General features: G+C 71.3%; 17 protein-coding genes. 7 read left to right on the top strand and 10 right to left on the bottom strand.

Translation table 11 applies throughout. The features are described from left to right. From pstA to ACFY2A_RS11995, 5 genes are all read right to left on the bottom strand, one after another. The gene (gene pstA, locus ACFY2A_RS12015) at positions 1–915 is read right to left on the bottom strand and encodes a phosphate ABC transporter permease PstA (RefSeq protein WP_387171010.1); all 915 of its coding nucleotides are present in this window, start codon (positions 913–915) and stop codon (positions 1–3) included. Then, on the bottom strand, positions 912–1904 hold the full coding sequence (gene pstC, locus ACFY2A_RS12010; RefSeq protein ID WP_363920546.1) for a phosphate ABC transporter permease subunit PstC: 993 nt from the start codon (positions 1902–1904) through the stop codon (positions 912–914). The genes pstA and pstC overlap by 4 nt, the downstream gene beginning before the upstream one ends. Before the next feature lie 85 nt (positions 1905–1989). Further along, positions 1990–3066, bottom strand: a complete 1077-nt coding sequence (gene pstS, locus ACFY2A_RS12005) for a phosphate ABC transporter substrate-binding protein PstS (protein ID WP_387171008.1) — start codon at positions 3064–3066, stop codon at positions 1990–1992. Between the two features lie 215 nt (positions 3067–3281). Beyond that, positions 3282–3926: a phosphate signaling complex protein PhoU gene (gene phoU, locus ACFY2A_RS12000; RefSeq protein WP_387171006.1), complete on the bottom strand. Its 645-nt coding sequence runs from the start codon at positions 3924–3926 to the stop codon at positions 3282–3284. A 158-nt stretch (positions 3927–4084) separates the two neighbouring features. Then, positions 4085–5446 carry a hypothetical protein gene (locus ACFY2A_RS11995; protein WP_387171004.1) on the bottom strand — a complete coding sequence of 454 codons (1362 nt, stop codon included), beginning with the start codon at positions 5444–5446 and terminating at the stop codon, positions 4085–4087. 103 nt (positions 5447–5549) lie between these two features. Between ACFY2A_RS11995 and ACFY2A_RS11990 the strand changes: the two genes are divergently transcribed. From ACFY2A_RS11990 to ACFY2A_RS11975, 4 genes are all read left to right on the top strand, one after another. Next, positions 5550–6152, top strand: a complete 603-nt coding sequence (locus tag ACFY2A_RS11990) for a class I SAM-dependent methyltransferase (RefSeq protein WP_363920540.1) — start codon at positions 5550–5552, stop codon at positions 6150–6152. A gap of 84 nt (positions 6153–6236) precedes the next feature. Continuing rightward, positions 6237–7988, top strand: a complete 1752-nt coding sequence (locus ACFY2A_RS11985; protein WP_387171001.1) for an ABC transporter ATP-binding protein — start codon at positions 6237–6239, stop codon at positions 7986–7988. Next, positions 7985–9745 (top strand): ABC transporter ATP-binding protein, encoded by a 1761-nt coding sequence (locus tag ACFY2A_RS11980; RefSeq protein WP_387170999.1) that lies wholly within the window; start codon positions 7985–7987, stop codon positions 9743–9745. The genes ACFY2A_RS11985 and ACFY2A_RS11980 overlap by 4 nt, the downstream gene beginning before the upstream one ends. Before the next feature lie 81 nt (positions 9746–9826). After that, positions 9827–10546: a DinB family protein gene (locus ACFY2A_RS11975; RefSeq protein ID WP_387170997.1), complete on the top strand. Its 720-nt coding sequence runs from the start codon at positions 9827–9829 to the stop codon at positions 10544–10546. A 118-nt stretch (positions 10547–10664) separates the two neighbouring features. Here the strand turns inward: ACFY2A_RS11975 and ACFY2A_RS11970 are convergent, their stop codons facing one another. After that, the gene (locus ACFY2A_RS11970) at positions 10665–11240 is read right to left on the bottom strand and encodes a dihydrofolate reductase family protein (RefSeq protein ID WP_387170995.1); all 576 of its coding nucleotides are present in this window, start codon (positions 11238–11240) and stop codon (positions 10665–10667) included. A 120-nt stretch (positions 11241–11360) separates the two neighbouring features. Further along, positions 11361–12737 (bottom strand): type VII secretion protein EccB, encoded by a 1377-nt coding sequence (gene eccB / locus ACFY2A_RS11965; protein ID WP_387170993.1) that lies wholly within the window; start codon positions 12735–12737, stop codon positions 11361–11363. Positions 12738–12848: 111 nt separating this feature from the next. Here eccB and ACFY2A_RS11960 point away from each other — a divergent pair, with 111 nt between their 5' ends. Beyond that, a complete protein-coding gene (locus tag ACFY2A_RS11960) occupies positions 12849–13568 on the top strand; it encodes a spermidine synthase (protein ID WP_387170991.1) in 720 nt (239 codons plus the stop codon). Between the two features lie 102 nt (positions 13569–13670). Beyond that, the gene (locus tag ACFY2A_RS11955) at positions 13671–13913 is read left to right on the top strand and encodes a hypothetical protein (RefSeq protein ID WP_363920928.1); all 243 of its coding nucleotides are present in this window, start codon (positions 13671–13673) and stop codon (positions 13911–13913) included. 131 nt (positions 13914–14044) lie between these two features. On the opposite strand, the gene ACFY2A_RS11950 is transcribed toward ACFY2A_RS11955, so the two are convergent. Together ACFY2A_RS11950 and ACFY2A_RS11945 are read right to left on the bottom strand one after the other, a co-directional pair. After that, on the bottom strand, positions 14045–15202 hold the full coding sequence (locus tag ACFY2A_RS11950; RefSeq protein ID WP_387170989.1) for a fatty acid desaturase family protein: 1158 nt from the start codon (positions 15200–15202) through the stop codon (positions 14045–14047). Positions 15203–15218: 16 nt separating this feature from the next. Next, positions 15219–16307 carry a ferredoxin reductase gene (locus tag ACFY2A_RS11945; RefSeq protein WP_387170987.1) on the bottom strand — a complete coding sequence of 363 codons (1089 nt, stop codon included), beginning with the start codon at positions 16305–16307 and terminating at the stop codon, positions 15219–15221. A gap of 84 nt (positions 16308–16391) precedes the next feature. Here ACFY2A_RS11945 and ACFY2A_RS11940 point away from each other — a divergent pair, with 84 nt between their 5' ends. Further along, on the top strand, positions 16392–17639 hold the full coding sequence (locus tag ACFY2A_RS11940) for a helix-turn-helix domain-containing protein (protein ID WP_363920508.1): 1248 nt from the start codon (positions 16392–16394) through the stop codon (positions 17637–17639). 52 nt (positions 17640–17691) lie between these two features. On the opposite strand, the gene ACFY2A_RS11935 is transcribed toward ACFY2A_RS11940, so the two are convergent. Beyond that, positions 17692–19266, bottom strand: a complete 1575-nt coding sequence (locus ACFY2A_RS11935; RefSeq protein WP_363920506.1) for a Na+/H+ antiporter — start codon at positions 19264–19266, stop codon at positions 17692–17694. Between the last annotated feature and the right edge of the window lie 37 nt (positions 19267–19303).

The following is a 19303-nucleotide window of genomic DNA, read 5'->3' as shown; positions in this document are numbered from 1 at the left end:
TCAGCGCTCCTTGATGGCGAACCGGCTGGAGATGAATCGGGCGATGATCGTGAAGCCGAGCACGATCACGATGAGCGTCAGGGCCGCACCCCAGGCCCGGTCCTGTGCGGCGGGGAAGGGCTGGCTGGCGTTGCGGAAGATCTGCGCCGGCAGCGCCGTGTTGGAACCGTCGAAGAGGTTCCAGTTGGGCGAGAAGACGATGCCGGTGACGATGATGATCGGGGCGGTCTCACCGGCCGCGCGGGCGACGGCCAGCAGCGAGCCGCTGGTGATCCCGGAGATCGCCGCCGGCAGCACCACGGTCAGCGTGGTCTTCCACTTGCGGGCACCGAGCGCCATGCTCGCCTGCCGCAACTCGTCCGGGACCAGCCGGAGCATCTCCTCGCTGCTGCGGATGACCACCGGCAGCATCAGGCAGGCCAGCGCCAACGCGCCGGCGAAGCCGGTCTGCTCACCGACGAGCAACACCCAGGAGATGTAGATGAACAGGCCCATCACGATCGACGGCACGCCGGTCATCACGTCGGACATCAGCCGGATGATCCGGGCCAGTGGCCGTTGTTTGCCGTACTCGTTGAGGTAGATCGCCCCGAAGACGCCGAGCGGGATCGCCATCAACGCGGCCATCCCGGTGATGAGCAGCGTGCCGACGATCGCCGGGCCCATCCCACCACCTTCGCGGCGGTAGGAGTTGGGGATGTCCTCGTTCAGGAACGACAGGCTCATCACCCCACCGCCCTTGGCGACGACGGTGTAGGTCACCAGGGCCAGCGGGATGACGGCGAGCAGCACGGCGAACCAGATGGCCGCCGTGGCGAGGTGGTTGGTGAACCGACGGCGGCCGGAGAGCGCCGCCCGGGTCAAATCGGGTCCGCCGGCGGCCGGGCGGGCGGCGGGTGGTGCGGTGAGAGTCACGCGACGCTTCCCTTCATCCGGGCTTCGGCCCGACGGACGACCACCTGGGCGAGCAGGTTGACCAGCACCGTCATCGCGAACAGCACGACGCCGAGGCCGATCAGCGCGGCGGTGAAGGTGCCGGTGGACTCACCGAACTGCTGCACGATGACGGCGGCCATGGAGTTGCCGGGGGCGAACAGGTTGGCGGTGATGTTTGTGGCGCCGCCGATGACCAGGGCGACCGCGATCGTCTCGCCCATCGCCCGGCCCAGGCCGAGCATGACCGCGCCGACGACCCCACCGAAGCTGTGCGGGAAGACCGCGCCCCGGATCATCTCCCACCGGGTGGCGCCCAGGGCGAGGGCGGCGTCCTTGTCGGCACGCGGCACCGTGCTGAACACCTCGCGGGTGATCGAGGTGATGATCGGCGTGACCATGATCGCGAGAATCAGGCCGGCGGTCATGAAATTCCGGCCGCTGGCCACCGGGCCGAAGAGGCGGCCGAGCAGCGGTATGCCACCGAGGACGTCGTGCATCCACTGGTAGATCGGGACCAGGGCGGGTGCCACGACCAGGATGCCCCAGAGGCCGAAGACCACCGACGGTACGGCGGCCAGCAGGTCGATCACGGTCACCGCCGGGCCGCGCAGCCGACGCGGTGCCAACTCGGTCAGGAACAGCGCGATGCCGACCGAGACCGGCACCGCGAACAGCAACGCGATAAGCGACGAGACCGCGGTGCCGTACGCGAACGACAGCGCGCCGAAGATGGCGTCCCCGGTGGCCGGGTTCGGGTCCCAGACCCGCTCGGTGATGAAGCGCAGGCCCATCGCGTCGAACGCGGGCCAGGCTTCCCGGACGGTGGTGATCAGGATCAGCCCGAGGATGGCCAGCACCAGCAGGCCGGTGCCGAGCGTCCACCAGGAGAAGACGCGGTCGCCGAGGGCGCTGCTGCCGCGCTGGGTCAACGTCGGCTTGGCGGCGGGGGGATTGTTCGTCAAGGTCATCTTCACTCCAGCTCAGGTACCCCGCTAGGGACGGGATCGACGTGATCCCGTCCCCAGCTGGAACGCCCTAGCGATCTTGATTTGATCAGCCCTGGATCTTCTCGACCTGGGCCAGCGCCTTCTCCTTGAGGGAGGCCGGCAGCGGTGCGAAGTCGACCTCCTCGGCCAACTCCTGGCCGTCGTTGAGCAGGTAGGTGAGGAAGCCCTTGACCAGCGCGGCCTTGTTCGCGTCGTCGTAGGAGGTCTTGACGATGATGAAGGTCGGCGCGGTGATCGGGTAGGCGGAGGCACCGGCGGCGTTGAGCGGGTTGTAGCTCAGGTCCTCGGCGATCTCGGCACCTTCCAGGCCGGCGGTGGTGCCCTCCAGCGACGGCTCGACGAACTGGCCGTCCTTGTTCTTGATGGCGGCGAACTTGAGGCCGGTGGCCTTGGCGTCGCTCAGGTCGACGTAGCCCACGCCGCCGTTGGTCTGCTGCACGATCTGGGCGACACCGGTGTTCTTCTCGCCGCCCTGCGTGCTGGCCGGCCAGGCCACCGTGTCACCACTGCCGAGCTTCCAGGTGCCGGCGGCAGCGGCGTCGAGGTACTTGGTGAAGTTGCTGGTGGTGCCGGAGCCGTCCGAGCGGTGCGCGACGGTGATCGGCGTGTTGGGCAGCTCGACACCCGGGTTGTCGGCCTTGATGGCCGCGTCGTCCCAGGTCTTGATGTCGGTCTGGAAGATCTTGGCGAGCGTCTCCGGGCTGAGCTGGAGCTTGTCGACGCCCTCAAGGTTGTAGGAGACCGTGATCGGGGCCGCCACCGTCGGCACGTAGAGGAACGAGCCGGCGGTCACGCCGTCGGTGTCCTTCACCAGGCTGTCGGTGCCGGCGAAGTCGACCAGACCCTCACCGAACTGCTTCTTGCCGGTGCCGGAGCCGGTCGAGTTGTAGTTGACCGTCACGTCGGAGGCCTCGCTCTTGAAGGCTTCGATGACCTCTTGGTAGTAAGCGTCCGGGAAGCTGGCGCCCGACGCCTTCAACTCGCCGGACAGGTCGGCGTAGGCGCTGTCGCCGCCGCTGCCGCCCGGCTCCGAGCTGTTGTCGTTGCTACCACAGCCGGTAAGCGCGAGCGCGGCAAGCGCGACGCCAGCAAGGACGCGCCGCGAAAGCACGTTGCGGTTCACCAGGTAAGCCTCTCTATCGGGGTGCATCAGCCCGTCCGGGCCGTACGCGAGTCAAGTTAGGAGGCGCAGGTAGCCGGACTCCCGGACCCAGGTGAACGAAAAGTGAACTTGCCGGCTCGGTGGTGGCCACCTGGGAGCCGGGATGTGACGTTGCGAACGCGCCGTACCGGATGTCCGGATTTTTGTACGCCGCCTGCTGGCCCTCGCGCGCCTCGTCAGAGCCGGATGGTGCCGGTCACCAGGTAGACGACCTGGCGGGCGACGTTCACCGCTTGGTCGGCGTAGCGCTCGTAGTAACGGCCGAGCAGGGCCAGGTCGATCGCGGACTCCACCCCGTACGGCCAGCCGGAGACGAGCAGCGACAGCAGGCGTTCCTGCGCGGCGTCGACCTCGTCGTCGTCCAGCCCGAGCTGCATCGCGTCGAGCCGGTCCTGGGTGGCGAGCACGACCGCGCACTTGTCCGCCACCCGCGCCGCCGCCTCGGCCAGCGCCGTCATCACCGGCATCGCCGGCTCCGGGACCACCGCGATCGGGTGCCGGCGCAGCGCGACCTTCGCGACGTGCACCGCGAGGTCACCCATCCGTTCCAGGGCACCGGCGATCCGCAGCGCGCACACCACCAGGCGCAGGTCCGAGGCGACCGGCTGGTGCCGTACCAGCACCTCGGGGATCATCGCCTCCACCTCGGCCCGCCGGGCGTCCAGCACGGCGTCACCGGCGAGCACCGCCTCGGCCGCACCCCGGTCCGCCTCCAGCAGCGCGGTGCTGGCTCCCCGGATCGCCGCGCCGGCGTCCCGGCTCATCAACGCCAGTACGCCGGTGAGCCGGTCGAGCTGCTCGTCGAAGCTGTCCCGGCTCATGTGCGCGTCCCTCCCGTCCAACCGGGTCACCCGGTCACGGTTCCGCCGGAAACCGGCGCGGCAGCCGGCCGACCCTGGACAGCAACCTACCTGCCCCCCGCGCAGCGCCACCCGCCGCGCCACCCCGGGCAGGGCACCGGCAGGTCTCGCCGCACCGGTCAGTCGGCCAGCACGTCCAGCAGCAGGGCCGCCGTCCAACTGAACGCCGGTGAGCCCAGGCCGGCACCGGTGTCCGGATGGAAGTACTCGTGGCAACCGGCCGCGGCAACCAGGTCGATCATCGAGGAGCGCAGTCCGGCCGCCAACCTGTCGTGTCCGTGCCTCAGCAGTCCACGCCGGATCAGCCAGGTGACGTTCATCCAGCTCGGGCCGCGCCAGTAACGCAGCGGCTCGAAGTCGGTGCCGGTGCGGTCGTGGCTGGGCAGTGGCCGGTCCATCCGGGCGGCGACACCGAAGCGGGCCGAGCGGGCCTCGGCGAGCACCGCCTCGACCTGTCGCGCCGGCAGGCCGGGCAGGATCAGCGGGGCCAGGCCGAGCACCGTACGGGCCGGCGTCAGTCGGCCGGTACGCAGGTCACGCGGGTGGAAGGTGCCGCTGTCCGGGTCGTACAACCGGGTCACCACGGCCTCGGTGATCGCGACCGCCCGCTCCCGGTGCGGGCCCGGGTCGGCGCCGATCACCTCGGCGATCCCGGCGAGCGCCGACTCCGAGGCGCCCATCGCCGCGTTGAACAACGGACACTCCACCAGGAACGGATGCCGGTCGGCCAGGCCGTCGTCGCGGTAACCGCCAGCACGGTACGCGGTGACGATGGTGACGTACCGCGCGTAGTCCAGGTCGGTGGGTCGGTGGGCGGGATCGGCGTGCACGGTGTCGCGACGCCGGTACGCGCGCAGCACCGCCGCCTCCGCCGGCACCGCGGACATCGGTGCGTCCCAGGCCGGGCTGTTGTCCAGTCCGGACTCCCACGGGTGCACGATGCTGGCCAGCCCGGCGCCACCGACATCGCGGCAGGTGGCGAGGTAGCGCTGCTGCGCCACCAGGTGCGGATAGAGCCGGCGCAACGCGGCACGGCTTTCCTCCGACGGCACGCGACGGTACGCGTGCCAGGCGGCCAGTGCGTGCACGGGCGGCTGCACCAGGCCGGACGTGGCCATCGGGGGCGTCCCCTCGACGGACGACGACGACCAGAATCCCGGCCCGGGAAAGTAGGCGCTGCCGGACACGGCCGGGTTGAACACGATGTGCGGCACCCGGCCGTCGCGCCACTGGGCGTGGAACAGGCTGGTCAGCTCGGACCAGGCGCGGTCCGGACGAAGGTGGGCCCAGCCGATCGCGATGAAGGCGGAGTCCCAGCTCCACTGGTGCGGGTACAGGGTGCGTGACGGCACCGTGTGTCCGCCCGCCCAATTGCCGTCGAGGGTGGTGCGGGCCAACTCCCACAGCCGACCATGTTCGCCGACGGCATCAGCGCCTACAGCCAGGCCCGGCCTCGCCGGCGGAACAGTTCGGTTCACCATGAGTCACGACATGGTAGCGCGCGAGATGGCCTCCGGATACCTACCGTTCGTCTGTTCCGGCCGCCGGACGGCTTCCCTGAGCCGGCCCGGATACGGTGCAGACATGAACAATCCGACCCGTTGGGCCACCGACACCGGTCCCGAGCACTCGCAGTGGTACGTCAACCGGTTCCGGCAGTTGGCGGCCGAAGGTGCGGACCTGGCCGGGGAGGCCCGGCTGCTCGACACGCTGGTGCCGCCGGCCTCCCGGATCCTCGACGCCGGCTGCGGCACCGGTCGGGTGGGCGCCGAGTTGGCCGCGCGTGGGCACACGGTGGTCGGGGTGGACGCCGACCCGGTTCTGATCGACGCGGCCCGCGCCGATCATCCGACGCCCCGCTGGCTCGTCGCCGACCTGGCCGAACTGGATCTCGCGACGGCCGGCGAGGGCGAGCCGTTCGACGCGGCGGTGCTCGCCGGGAACGTGCTGGCCTTCGTCGCCGCCGGCACCGAGCGTCAGGTGCTCAGCCGGGTCGCCGCGCACCTGCGGCCGGACGGCGTGGTCGCGGTCGGATTCGGCACCGACCGGGGGTATCCGCTTACCGACTTCGACGCCGACGCGGTCGGTGCCGGGCTGCGCCTGGAACACCGCTTCGCCACCTGGGACCTGCGCCCGTGGCGCGACGACGCGGACTTCGCCGTCACCATCCTGCGCCGTCCCGCCTGATCGCCGCTCCCCCGGCCCGGCGAGTCCGCCACTGCGGCGGATATTGGCGTGGAGGCGTCCTGAGGCGGATCGTAACCTGTACGGATGCCCCCACAGCTCCCTCATGCCGAGCCGGGCACGCCGGACACGAGGGGGCCACTGAGGTACATCTGGTGGCTGGTCCGCTGTCAGCCGTGGCGGGTGCTGCGCGGCGGCCTCATCGGCACGGCCTGGATGCTCGGGTTGTCGGTCCGGCCGTACCTCGTCGCCCGTGCCATCGACGACGGGCTGCGCCCCGCCGACCACCGGACGCTGCTGCGGTGGGTGGCCGCGATCGTGGTCGCCGGGATGGTCCTGGCGTGCCTGGGCATCATGCGGCACCGCACGATGACGTTCGTCCGGGAGGACGCGTCGGCCCGGTCCGCCGCCGTCCTGCTGCGGCACCTGTCCCGGATCGGTGCCGTGCTGCCCCGCAGGCTCGCCGCCGGGGAGGTCGCCACCGTGGGCGGTGCAGACATCACCCACACCTCTGCGGTGCTGACGATGACCGGGCCGGGCGTGGGAGCCGTCCTCGCGTACGTCTTCGTCGCCCTTCTGCTGTGGTCGGTGTCCCCGTTGCTGGCGGTGTTCGTGCTGCTCGGCGTGCCGGCGGTGGTCCTGCTGGTCGGGCCGCTGCTGCGCCGCCTCGAACGGGTCGAGTCGGTCTACCGTCACCAGCAGGGCCTGCTCACCACCCGCGCCGCCGACATCGTGGCCGGGCTGCGCGTGCTCGCCGGGGTCGGTGGGCGGGGACTGTTCGCCCGCCGGTACGCGGCCCGTTCGCAACGGCTGCTGGCCGAGGGGTACCGGGTCGGCGCAGTGAACAGCTGGATCGAGTCGCTGACGATCGTCATTCCGGGCGTGTTCCTGGCCGCCGTGGTGTGGCTGGCGGCGCGGATGGCCTCGGCCGGTGACATCACCATCGGGCAGATGGTGGCCGTCTACGGATACGTGGCGGTGCTCATCGTGCCGGTGTGGTTCCTGCTCGAAGGCAGCTACCAGGTGATCCGGGGGCGGGTTGCCGCCCGCCGGATCGTCGCACTGCTCAACCTGAGGCCGGACGAGGCCGGCCCCCCGGCGCCGATCGGCGGGACGCAGGCCCCTCCCCCGCCGGACCGGCCCGCCGGCCTGCACGATCCCGCGACCGGGCTGACCGTGCCCGCCGGGCGACTGCTGGCCGTCGCCGCCGACGACCCGGCCAAGGCGAACGCGTTGGCCGACCGGCTGGGGCGGTTCGTCGCCAGCGAGGTGACCTGGGGTGGCGTACCGCTGACCAGCATCGCGCTGGACGAGGTGCGGGCCCGGATCCTCGTCGCCGACCACGACTCCTACCTCTTCGCCGGGACCCTGCGCGAGGTCCTGCGCGTCCGGGCGGGCGCCAGCGACACCGACCTGGGCACGGCGCTGCGCACGGCGTCGGCGGAGGATGTGGTCGACGCCCACCCCGACGGGCTGGCGATGCCGGTCGGTACGCGGGCCCGGACCCTCTCCGGCGGCCAGCGGCAACGCGTACGCCTGGCCCGCGCTCTGCTCGCCGAACCGGACGTGCTGATCCTCATCGACCCGACCTCGGCCGTGGACGCGCACACCGAGGCGCGCATCGCGCAGCGGCTCCGGGCGGCGCGGGCCGGACGAACCACGGTCGTGCTGACCACCTCACCGCTGCTGCTCGGTCGCGCCGACCTGGTCGCACACCTGCGCCACGATCGGATCATCGCCGCCGGCAGCCACACCGAGCTACTCGAACGCGACCCGAGCTACCGGGCCCTGGTGTCCCGGGACAGCGAGTCCGCCGACGCCGACAGGTCACTTCGGTGAGCGGGCTGCCCGTCGCGAACCGAAAGGTCGTCCGCCGCGCCGCGCTGGGCCTCATCGCCGCCGACCGTCGCGCGGTCGCCGTCGTACTGGTGCTGCACGGCGCCGCCGCGGTCGCCGGGCTCGCCACGCCGTGGCTGCTGGGCCGGATCGTGGACGAGGTCGCCGCCGGTGGCGGCGCCGCCGCGGTGGACCGCCTGGCCCTCGCGATCGGCGGCTGCGTGCTGGCCCACGGGCTGCTCACCCGGTACGCCCAGTACGCCGGTCACCGATTCGGCGAACGCGCCGTCGCCCGGCTCGGCGAGGCGTTCGTCGCGCGAACGCTCGACCTGCCCATCGCCGTCATCGAGCGGGCCGGCACCGGCGAACTCGCCACCCGCAGCTCGGTGGACGTGACGACTGTCGGGACCACCGTGCGGGATGTGGTGCCCGTCATGGTCATCGCCGGAACGCAGTTGTCACTGCTCTTCGGCGCGATCTTCCTGCTGCACCCGCTGCTCGGGCTGGTCGCCCTGACCGGGCTACCGTCGATCGTCGCGGTCGCCCGCTGGTACCTGCGTCGCGCCAGGCCGGCGTACCTTGCCGAAGGTGCCGCGACAGCCGAGCTGACCGAGGCGCTGACCACGACCGCGGAGGGTGCCCGCACCGTCGAGGCGCTCCGCCTCGGTGCCGACCGCATCGCGCACGGCAGGCAGCGCATCGGCCGGGTGTGGGCCACCCGCCGGGCCACCCTGGCGCTGCGGTCGGTCTTCTTCCCGGTGGTGGAGGCGAGTTACGCACTTCCGATCGCGGTGGTGCTGCTGTTCGGCGGCTTTCTGCTGGACCGTGGCATGGTGACCCTCGGCGAGGTGGTCGCCGCGGCGCTCTACCTTCAGCAGGCGATCGAGCCGCTGGATCGACTGCTGCTATGGATGGAACAGGCCCAACGCGGCCTCGCCTCGTTCGCCCGGGTGCTCGGTGTCGGCCAGCAGAGCGAACCCGCCGCCACCCCGGTCACCGCCGGGACACCGCGACCGCGCGGCCCGGCGACCGCCCGGTCCGGGCAACTCGTCGTGCGCGGCGCCCACTTCTCGTACGCCGACGGCCCCGACGTGCTGCACGGGATCGACCTGGTGGTGCGCCCCGGAGAGCGCCTCGCCATCGTCGGCCCTTCGGGCGCGGGAAAGTCCACCCTCGCCCGGCTGCTCGCCGGTATAGACGTGCCACGCGAAGGCTTGGTGAGCCTCGACGGCGTTGCGGTCACCGACCTCGACCCGGCCGAGCGACGTCGCCGGATCGCCCTCGTCACCCAGGAACACCACGTCTTCATCGGTACGCTGCGCGACAATCTCGCCTTCGCCGCACCCGACGCGTCCGACGCGCAGATGCGCGCCGCACTGGCAGCCGTGAGCGCCGACTGGTACGCCGACCTGTCCGACGGACTCGACACACAACTCGGCGACGGTGCCCGCGAACTTGGTGCCGCCGACGCCCAACAGCTCGCGCTGGCCCGGCTGGTGCTCGCCGACCCGCACACCCTGATCCTCGACGAGGCGACCGCCGCGCTCGACCCGACGACCGCCCGACGCACCGAGCGGGCACTCGCCGCCGTGGTCAACGGGCGTACCGTCATCGCCATCGCCCACCGACTCAACACCGCGCACGACGCCGACCGGGTGGCGGTGCTGGAGGACGGCCGCATCACCGAACTCGGCAGCCACGACGAACTCGTCAGCTCCGGTGGCGCCTACGCCGCCCTCTGGCACTCCTGGCACGGCTGAGCGGTCGTCCCGGTTCGGCTGCGCCGTGGGAGGCGCTCCAGGGCCCCTGGCTTGTCGGTGCTCGGGCCTAGCATGCGGAGCATGAGGCGGTATGTGGACGAGGATCTGCACGGTGCGGAGTTCCGCGAGTGCGATCTGACCGGGGTACGCCTGATGGGCGTCGTCATGCGGGATGCCGTGATCGACGGACTCGTCAGCAACCTCGTGGTGAACGGTGTCGAGGTCACCGGGTACGTCGAGGCAGAACTCGACCGACTCCATCCGGTGCGGGTGTTGATCCGCTCCGAAAACCCTGCCGAGCTGCGCGAGGCGTCGCGTCAGCTCCATGCCGCCTGGGCCGCCACGATCGAGCGGATCCGTCGTACGCCCGGCATCGAGCGCCGCAGCGTGAACGACGAGTGGTCGGCGGTACAGACGATGCGTCACCTCGTCTTCGTCCACGACTCGTGGTTCCGCCGCTGCTGCCTGGGCTCGACGGAGCTGTTCACACCGATGGGCATCGGGCCGACCGTCGAGCCGTACCGCAGCGCGCACGGGCTCGACCTCTCACTCGACCCGGATCTTGACGAGATCGTGAGCGTGCGTGACGCCCAGGCCGCCGAACTCGAAGCCTGGCTCGACGAGGTCACCGCTGTGCAACTCGCCGCCCGAGCGCCGGTGCCCGACGACGATGTCTGGCCTCCGTACGCCCGGGGCCGCTCGGTGCGGCAGTGCCTCGGCACGGTGCTCAACGAGACCTACGAGCACCACGGCTTCTGCGTCCGCGACCTCGACCTGATCGTGGCGCAGGACGCTGCCTAGGGCTGCCACACCCACCGACGTCGCCGCCGAGGTGGCGACGTCGACCCGCGCCCACGCCACGACTCCGGTCCGGAGCTCTCGACCTCGGGACCGGAGTCACCGGCAAGGCGTGATCGGATCAGCGGACGACGTCGTAGACCAGCTTCTGGATGCCGTTGGCGTAGGACTGGCTCTCGACGAGCTTGAGGTTCTGCTTGTCCCGGTCCGTGTCGGAGAACAGCCGCTTGCCCGCACCGAGCAGGACCGGGAAGACCAGCAGGTGATAGCGGTCGATCAGGCCGGCGTCGGAGAGGTTCCGGTTCAGCGTGGCGCTGCCGTGGATGCTGATCGGACCGCCCTCGGTCTGCTTCAGCGCGGCGACGTCGTCCAGCGACCGGAGAATGACGATCTCCCCCCAGTTGGACACCAGGTCCTGCTCCTTGAGGCTGGTGGACACGACGTACTTCGGCATCGCGTTGTAGCCGGCGAACTCGACGGTCATGTCCGGCCACACCGGCGCGAACGCCTGGTAGCTGACCCGGCCCATCATCATGGCCGTGGCCTCGTCCTGTTCGCGGCCCTTGATCTCGTAGGCGGCCTCGTCGAACGCGATGTCGTTGAAGGTCCAGCCCGAGTTGCGGTAGCCCGGCTCTCCGCCGGGTGCCTCGATGACGCCGTCGAGCGAGACGAACGCGGTGGCGATCAGGGTACGCATCTGGTTGCTCCTTGGTGTTGGTCTGCCGTGCTGTCGTCAGTGCGACGAGCGGGAGTCACCGGATTCGACAGCCCGCGCCGAGAAATTTCCTACCACTTCCGCGGCGCGCGTCCGAGCAGGTCAGGCAGGGGCGGCGCGCTGGCGGGCCGCATCCGGGTCGAGCGACGCACCGGCGGGTACGAGGCTGACCACGCCTGCGGGCAGTCGGACGGGCTGCACGTCCGCGTAGCCGAGCATGCCGGTCACCTCGGGGCCGGCGAGCGCGTACCGGCGGCCGAGGTCGGTCACCACGGAGATCGCGCCGCCGGTGGCACCCGGCGTGGCGACCGATTCGACGACCGCGCCTCGTCCCGGCTCCACGAGCACGTGGTCAGCGGTCGTCGCGTCGGTCGGCTGTACCGCCGCCCGGGCCAGCGGCGGCAGTTCCACACCCAGCCGCAGCTCGACCGCGCCGGTGTCGTCGCCGACCCGCGCGCAGATGTTCGACGGGTCCGGCGTGGCCAGCCGGGGCGGGGCAGCCGGCGGCGCATCGGGACCGGCGGGGACGAGGTCGGGCAGCTGCGGCAGGGCGGCGAACCGGCCGAGGCTGATCTGCTCCGGCTCCCGCTGACCGGTACGGGCGAGCAGCAGGCTGGCCTGTAGCTCGGTGATGCCGGCGAGCCCGTCGCGCAGCACCACCGCGTACTGCCGCCCGCCGCCGGAGTTGCGCACCACCAGCACGTCACCGATCCGGGCCTCGGCGACCCGGGTGGACCGCCGGCCCAGGTGCGGCGGGTTGAGTGGGGCCAGGTCGAGGCCGGCAGGCACCGAGTTGAGCAGGGCGGCGGCCACCGGGACGGACCGCGAGCGGGTGGTCGCGAGCGCGGCCAGCACCCGGTCGGTGTCCCGGATGAGGTGACGCCGCTGCTGCCAGAGCAGGTGCAGCCGGTCGTCGGGATCACGCAGCAGCAGTGCGTCCCGGCCCAGCGGTCGGCTGCCGGTGCCGTCGACGCCCACCAGCAGCACCGACCGTGCCACTGCTCCGTGCTCGGTCGGGGGCACCGAGCAGACCGTCCACGGTGCGGTGGCCAGCCGGGCCGCCGGAGGCAGCGAGTCGGGGGCGTCGCGGATGCCCAACGGCAGCCCCCTGGGCACCCCGTCGATCGACCGGCGGGACACCAGTACGGTCCTCGGCCGCTGCGCGCCGATGATGAGCAGCGCGGAGGCGTAGTTGAGCACCGGATGCAGCTTCTCGTCCCGGTAGACGAACCGGGCGCCGGACTCCTTCTCGACGATTACCACACCGGCGTCGCGCCATTTCGTGCCGCCGCCGGTGAAGAGGCCGTACAGGGCGGCGGCACCCAGCCCGATGACCGCCACCAGCACGCTGGCCATCCCGGCTCCGGCGAGCCGGCGCATCGGTGACTGCGCCGGATCGGTCTCCCGGGTCACCAGCGCGGCCACCGTCCGCTGGACGTTGAACTGGTACGAGTGCAGCTGATCCTGCCGCGACGGCATCGCTTTCCCTCCGGCGAGACGATCGGGGCACAGGATATGCGCTGCGTCGATGTCCCGAGGACCGTGCGTCACGCCGCTCGCGGCGGCTCACCGGCCGGTAGCATCCCGGCGGTGAGCGTACGTTTCGAGGAACTGGCCTGGCGACCGACACCGATCGGCGAGATCAGTCTGCGCCGACGTCGCGATCCCCGGCTCGACCTGGACGTGTACGAGGTCAAGCTCGACGACGAGTTCCTGATGTCGAGCCTGTTCACGGCCGGTGAGGTCGAGCTGGCCCGGTTGGGGTTGGCGCCGCTGGCCGGTGACCGCCTCGACGTCGTCGTCGGCGGGCTGGGCCTCGGCTACACCGCCCGGACCGCACTGGCGGACGACCGGGTCGCCTCCCTGCTGGTGGTGGAGGCGGTCGAGGACGTCATCGACTGGCACCGGCGCGGCCTGCTGCCCTTCGCCGCGGGGTTGGCCACGGACCCGCGTACCCGGCTGGTGCGGGCCGACTTCTTCGCCCGGGTGGCCGGGCCGGACGGTCTCGACCCCGACGACGCCGGGCGTCGTTTCCACGCGGTGCTGCTGGACGTCGACCACTCCCCCCGGCACCCGCTGCATCCGAGCCACGCCGCGTTCTACCGGCCCGACGGGTTGCGCCGGCTGGCGCGGCTGCTGCATCCGGGCGGCGTTTTCGCGCTCTGGTCGGACGACCCACCGGACCCGGACTTCGAAGCCAACCTGGCCGCCGTGTTCCCCACCCACCACAGTCACGTGGTGCGGTTCGCCAACCCGCTTACCGGTGGCGAGTCGGCCAACACCGTCTACCTGGGGCAGCTTCCCGGCTGAGGCCCGCCCTGACGCGCTCCTTCGGGCACCTCCCCCACAGTCTCCGAGCGCCGCGCGCCCAGTGCGGCCGGGTTGTGCACCCACACAGACGGCATCATCCGGGTGGAAACGGGTAGCCGGTTCGGCAATCGCGCCCGGACCGGCCGGGCGGCCGGTTGGGAGGTGGAGATGCGTGCCATGCTCTGGGTCGTCGGCGTGGTCGCCGGGGCGCTGGTCCTGCTCGGGCTGCTCCTCGAAGCGGTCCGCTGGCTGGTCATCATCGGCCTCATCGCGCTGGCCGTGGTGATCGTGCTGGCCTTCGTCAAGGGCCGCCAGTCCGCCCACAACTACCCCAACCGCCGCTGACCCCGACCCACCCACCCCACCACCAGGGACGCTCGTGGTGAGCAACTTCAGGGTTGTTGCTGGGTCAGCGGGGCCAACAACCCTGAAGTTGTCCGAAACGGCGGCGGCGGCGCGAGGTCGCGGCGCGGCGGTCAGGCGGCTACGAGGGTTGGGGTGGGGTGGTCGACGGGGTCCTCGAGCGAGGTGGCCGGGGGTGCCGGCTGGCGGCGGTTCGGCAGGGCGAGCCGGAAGACCTTCCGCCACGCGGAGAAGACCTGCCGGGGCAGCGAGCCGGTGGTGTACTTCAGCCCGTACCGGTCGAACAGCGCGCGCACCTCCGGCGCGATCTCCTGGTAACGGTTGCTCGGGAGGTCGGGGAAGAGATGGTGCTCGATCTGGTACGACAGGTTGCCGGTCATGATGTGCAGCAGCCGGCTGCCGCTGATGTTGGCCGAGCCGAGCATCTGCCGCACGTACCACTCCCCCCGGGTCTCACCCTCGATCGAGGTCTTCTCGAAGGTCTCCACCCCCTCCGGGAAGTGCCCGCACATGATGACCGAGTGGCTCCACCAGTTGCGGATCAGGTTCGCGGTGAAGTTGGCAGCCAGGGTGTGCAGGAACGACGGGCCGGACAGCAGCGGGAACAGCAGGTAGTCCTTGAGGACCTGGCGGCGGATCTTCCGGCCGACCGCGCGGACCTTGGTGCGGAACTCGGGGTCCTTGTGGCCCCCGTTCTTGAGCTTGTTCCCCAGGTCGAGGTCGTATGCGGCGATGCCGTACTCGAAGAAGCAGGCGTTGAGGAAGTTGTACAGCGGCTGCCCGAGGTGAGCCGGGTGCCAGGGCTGGTCCTCGTCGACCCGCATGATGCCGTAGCCGAGGTCGTTGTCCTTGCCGACCACGTTCGTGTAGCGGTGGTGCAGCTCGTTGTGTGACTGCTTCCACTGGTCGGCCGGTGCGACGTGGTCCCAGTCCCAGCTGGTCGAGTGGATCTTCGGGTCCCGCATCCAGTCCCACTGGCCGTGCAGGATGTTGTGCCCGATCTCCATGTTGTCCAGGATCTTCGCCACCGAGAGCCCGGCGGTGCCGACGATCCAGGCCGGCGGGAAGAGCGAGAACAGCAGCACCACGCGGCTGCCGATCTCCAGCTTCCGCTGCGTCGAGATGACCTTGCGGATGTACGCGGCGTCCCGCTCGCCCCGGGAGGCGATCACGCGTTCCCGGATGGCGTCGAGTTCCTTGCCGAGGGTCTCGATGTCCTCGGCGGTGAGGTGGGCGATCGGGTTGTCGGCCTTCTTCTGGATCACAGTCACGTCGGTCGTTCTCCGATCAGATCTCGAGTTCGCACGGGCCGGCGGCGGCAGACACGCAGGTCTGCACGCGTACGCCGTCGCCCGGCAGGGCGGTGGTCAGTTGGCCGTTGCGCAGGTCGCGGACGGCGCCCTGACGCAGCGGCAGCACGCAGCCGAAGCAGATGCCCATCCGGCAGCCCGACGGCATGAGCACCCCGGCGTTCTCGCCGGCATCCAGCAGCGGGGTGGCGCCGGTGGCCGCCACGGTCACCGACGAGCGGGTGAAGGTGACGGTTCCGCCGTCACCCGCAGTGATCACGGTGGGACGGAACCGCTCGGTGTGCAGCCGCGTGGCGTGGCCGCGAACCGACCAGTGCTCCTCCGCGGCGTCGAGCAGCCCGAGCGGGCCACACGCCCACGTCTGGCGCTCCAGGTGGTCGGGAACCAGGGCGTCGAGTTCGGTCACGTCCAGCAGGCCCTCGACCTCGGTGTGCCGCTCGATCAGGCGGATGGCGCCGCGCTCGGCGAGGGCGCGCAGCTCACCGCCGAAGACCACGTCAGAGGCGGTGGGCGCCGAGTGCACAAGCACCACGTCGCTGCCGTCCAGGGCCCCCGAGCGCAGCATCCCGGCCACCGGGGTGATGCCGCTGCCCGCGGTGAGGAACAGCACCCGCGACGGTGCCCGCTCCGGCAGCACGAAGTCGCCGCGCGCCTGGTCGAGCTGCACGATCGTGCCCGGTCGGATCCGGCGGACCAGGTGGTTGCTGACCACGCCGTCGGGGATCGCCTTCACCGTCACCGAGATCGGGTCGGCGCGCCGGCCGGGGGCTGAGGTGACCGAATAGGCCCGCCACTGGCGCACCCCGTCGACATCCACACCGAGCCGGACGTACTGGCCGGGGACGTGTCCGCGCCAGCTGCGGCCGGGCTGGATCAGCAGGGTCGCCGCGTCCCGGGTCTCCGGGTGCACAGCGACGATCCGGCCACGCAGGTCGGCACCGGCGCGAAGCGGGGCGATCAGGTCGAGGTAGTCGCTGGGCAGTGCCGGCGTGGTCACCGTCTCGGCGAGCCGCCACAGGCGGCGCCGAAAAGATCTCGTGTCCGGTGGCGGGACGGTGGCGGTCATACGACGATGGTCGCCGCCCGCTGGCATAAACTCTTGGTCTGCGAAGGTAAAGCGATCCACCCCTTTTGTGCGGAGAGAACAACCGTGGCGGAACCATCCGGAACGACCAATCGGGCGGCCCGCATCGAACTGGACCAGCGGGTGGCCCGCGAACTGCGCGACCGGCTGCCACTGGTGGCCGGGCAGACCGTCACCGCGATCACGGCCGAGGTGCCCAGCTACTCCGGGACCCTGACCGGACAGATGCGGGACAAGATTGAGAACGCGGTGCAGATCGCGTTGGGCACCTTCCTGCAACTGCTCGAACAGTCCCAATCCGCCGACCGTCCGCAGGTCAACGACCCGAGCACCCCGCTGGTCCCGGCGCTGGAGGCCGCGTACGCCCTGGGCAGCGGCGAGGCCCGGTCGGGCCGCAGCGTCGACGCGCTGCTGGCCGCGTACCGGGTGGGTGCCCGGGTCTCCTGGCGGGAGCTGGCCGCCGCCACCGTGGCCACCGGCCTGCCCGCCGCCACCGTCGCCGAGTTCGCCGAGCTGATGTTCGCCTACATCGACGAGCTTTCCGCCGCGAGTGTCGCCGGGCATGCCGACGAGCTGGCCAGTGTGGGCCGGGCGCGACGGCGGAACCTGGAACGGCTCACCCAGCAGTTGCTCGCCGGTGAGGCGGAGGACGTGCTGCTGCGCAGCGCCGAGCGGGCCGACTGGCCGGTGCCACAGACCCTCACCGTGGCACTGTTGCCGCAGGCGAAGCTGCGCGGGGCGCTCGCCCTGCTGGGCGAACACACCCTGGAGAGCAGCGAGGAGCTGCCGCCCGGCGAGCCCGGCGAGGACACCGCGGTGCTGCTCGTACCGGACATGCACGGTGACCGGCGCCGGCAGCTCGCCCGGGTGCTGCACGGACGCCGCGCGGTGCTGGGCCCCTGCCGTCCCTGGGCCCGGGTCTGTTCCTCGTACCGACGGGTGGTCCGGGTGGTCGCGCTCGGTATCGCCCAGCCCACCGACGGCGAGCCCCTGGACACCGAACAGCATCTGGCCGAGCTGCTGCTCAGCGCCGACGTCGAGGCGCTCGCCGACCTGCGTAGCCGGGTCCTGCAACCCCTCGCCGAGCTGCCCGCCGCCACCGCCGAACGGCTCACCGAAACGCTGCGTTCCTGGCTGCTGCACCAGGGACGGCGGGACGACGTCGCCGCCGACCTCTTCGTGCACCCGCAGACCGTGCGCTACCGGATGGGCCAACTGCGCGAACTCTACGGTGACCGCCTCACCGATCCGCGCAGTCTGCTGGACCTCACGGTCGCGCTCGCGCTTCCGGCCGGCGGGGCGACGGCCGGGTGAGCGGACCACCGGCCGTGGCACCCGTCGAGGGCAGGGGCAACCAGAGAAGCGGTCACTCGGAGGGCATCGGGCCGAGCAGGCGGATCTCCTCGACGTCCAGCCGGGCCTGCAGTTCCTGCAGCACAGTGTCGTCGATCTCCCGCCGGTCGCGCATCCCGGTGATCTCGCGTCGCTTGTGTTCGAGGGCGGCCAGCCGCAGTTGACGCTCGACCTCCCGGGCGGTCAACGAGTCGTCCTCCGGCTCGGACTGCACCGCGTCCAGATGGCCCGCGTACTCGGCCCGGAGCCGTTGCACGATCGCCGTCTCGGCGCCCACCCGGTCGGCGAGGTCGGGCAGTGCGTCGAGCGTGGCCCGGGTGGCGTTCAGCTGCGCCTGCCGCGACTCCTCGACCCGTTCCGGATCACCGCTCAGCCCGGCCCAGGTCATCAGGAACGGCAGAGTGGTGCCCTGCACGAGCATGGTCACCAGGATCACCGTGGCGACACCAAAAATGATCAGATCCCGCTCCGGCACCGGACTGCCGTCCTGCGCGGTCAACGGCACGGCCAGCGCCGCCGCCAGCGAGACCGCACCCCGGAAACCGGCCCAGCCGGCGACCGTACGCACCCGCCAGTTGACCCGGCGGGCGAGCTGCGACTCGCGCCGGTCCACCAGCCGGGCCACACCGGCGATCAGGTGCAGCCACAGCATCCGCACCAGCACCAGCACCACGGCCACCACGAGCGCGATCACGACGGCCCGGCCGAGGGAGACGCTTGTGACGTTCTGCACCGCACGCGGGATCTGCATGCCGACCAGCACGAAGAGTCCACCGTTGATGAGGAAGGTGGTCAGGTCCCAGAACGACAGCGCGAGGATCCGGGATCGGGCCCGGATCACCCGAGGGCTGGCGTAGGACAGCATCAGACCGGCGACCACCACCGCGAGCACCCCGCTCTCGTGGATGCTGTCGGCGAGGAAAAAGGCGGTGAACGGGGTGAGCACACTCAGCGCGCCCTCCCGCAGCGGGTCGTCGATGCGCTTGCGGATCAGGATCACCACCGTGCCGACCACCATGCCGGCGGCGATGCCGCCGAGGAAGGACAGGCCGATCCGTTCGACGAGTTCGAAGGCGTTCGGTGCGGCGCCTCCGCCGAGCAGACCGAGCGCGATGGCGAACAGCACCAGGGCGGTGCCGTCGTTGACCAGGCTCTCCGCGCGCAGGGTGGTCAGCAGGCGGCGGGGCATCCGCTTGGCCAGCCCGGCCACCGCCGCGGCGTCGGTCGGGGCGAGCACCGCGCCGAGCACCCAGGCAACCGCCGGATCGACACCGAAGCGCTGCACGACAAGCGACACCGTGACCATCGTGACCCCGACCAGTCCGACCGCCAGCAGGGCGATGACCACGATGTTCGCCCTGATCTCGCGCAGGCTGGTGACCAGGCTCTCCCGGTACAGGATCGCCGGCAGGAACAGCAGCAGCACCACCTCGGGTGCCAGGACGACGTGCGAGAACGGGGGCAGCAGCGCCACCAGGGCACCCAGGCAGATGAGCAGCACCGGTGGGGCGACCCGGTACCGGCCGCCGATGGTGGTGCCGACCAGCACGACGACGCCCAGCGTGATGACCAGCAGCAGCTCGCGCACTCGCCCCCCGTTCGTCGCCCCCCACATGGTGGTACGC

The organism is Micromonospora sp. NPDC000442, assembly GCF_042898635.1.
In the GTDB taxonomy this organism is placed as follows: domain Bacteria; phylum Actinomycetota; class Actinomycetes; order Mycobacteriales; family Micromonosporaceae; genus Micromonospora.
This window is presented reverse-complemented; position numbering and strand designations above follow the sequence as displayed.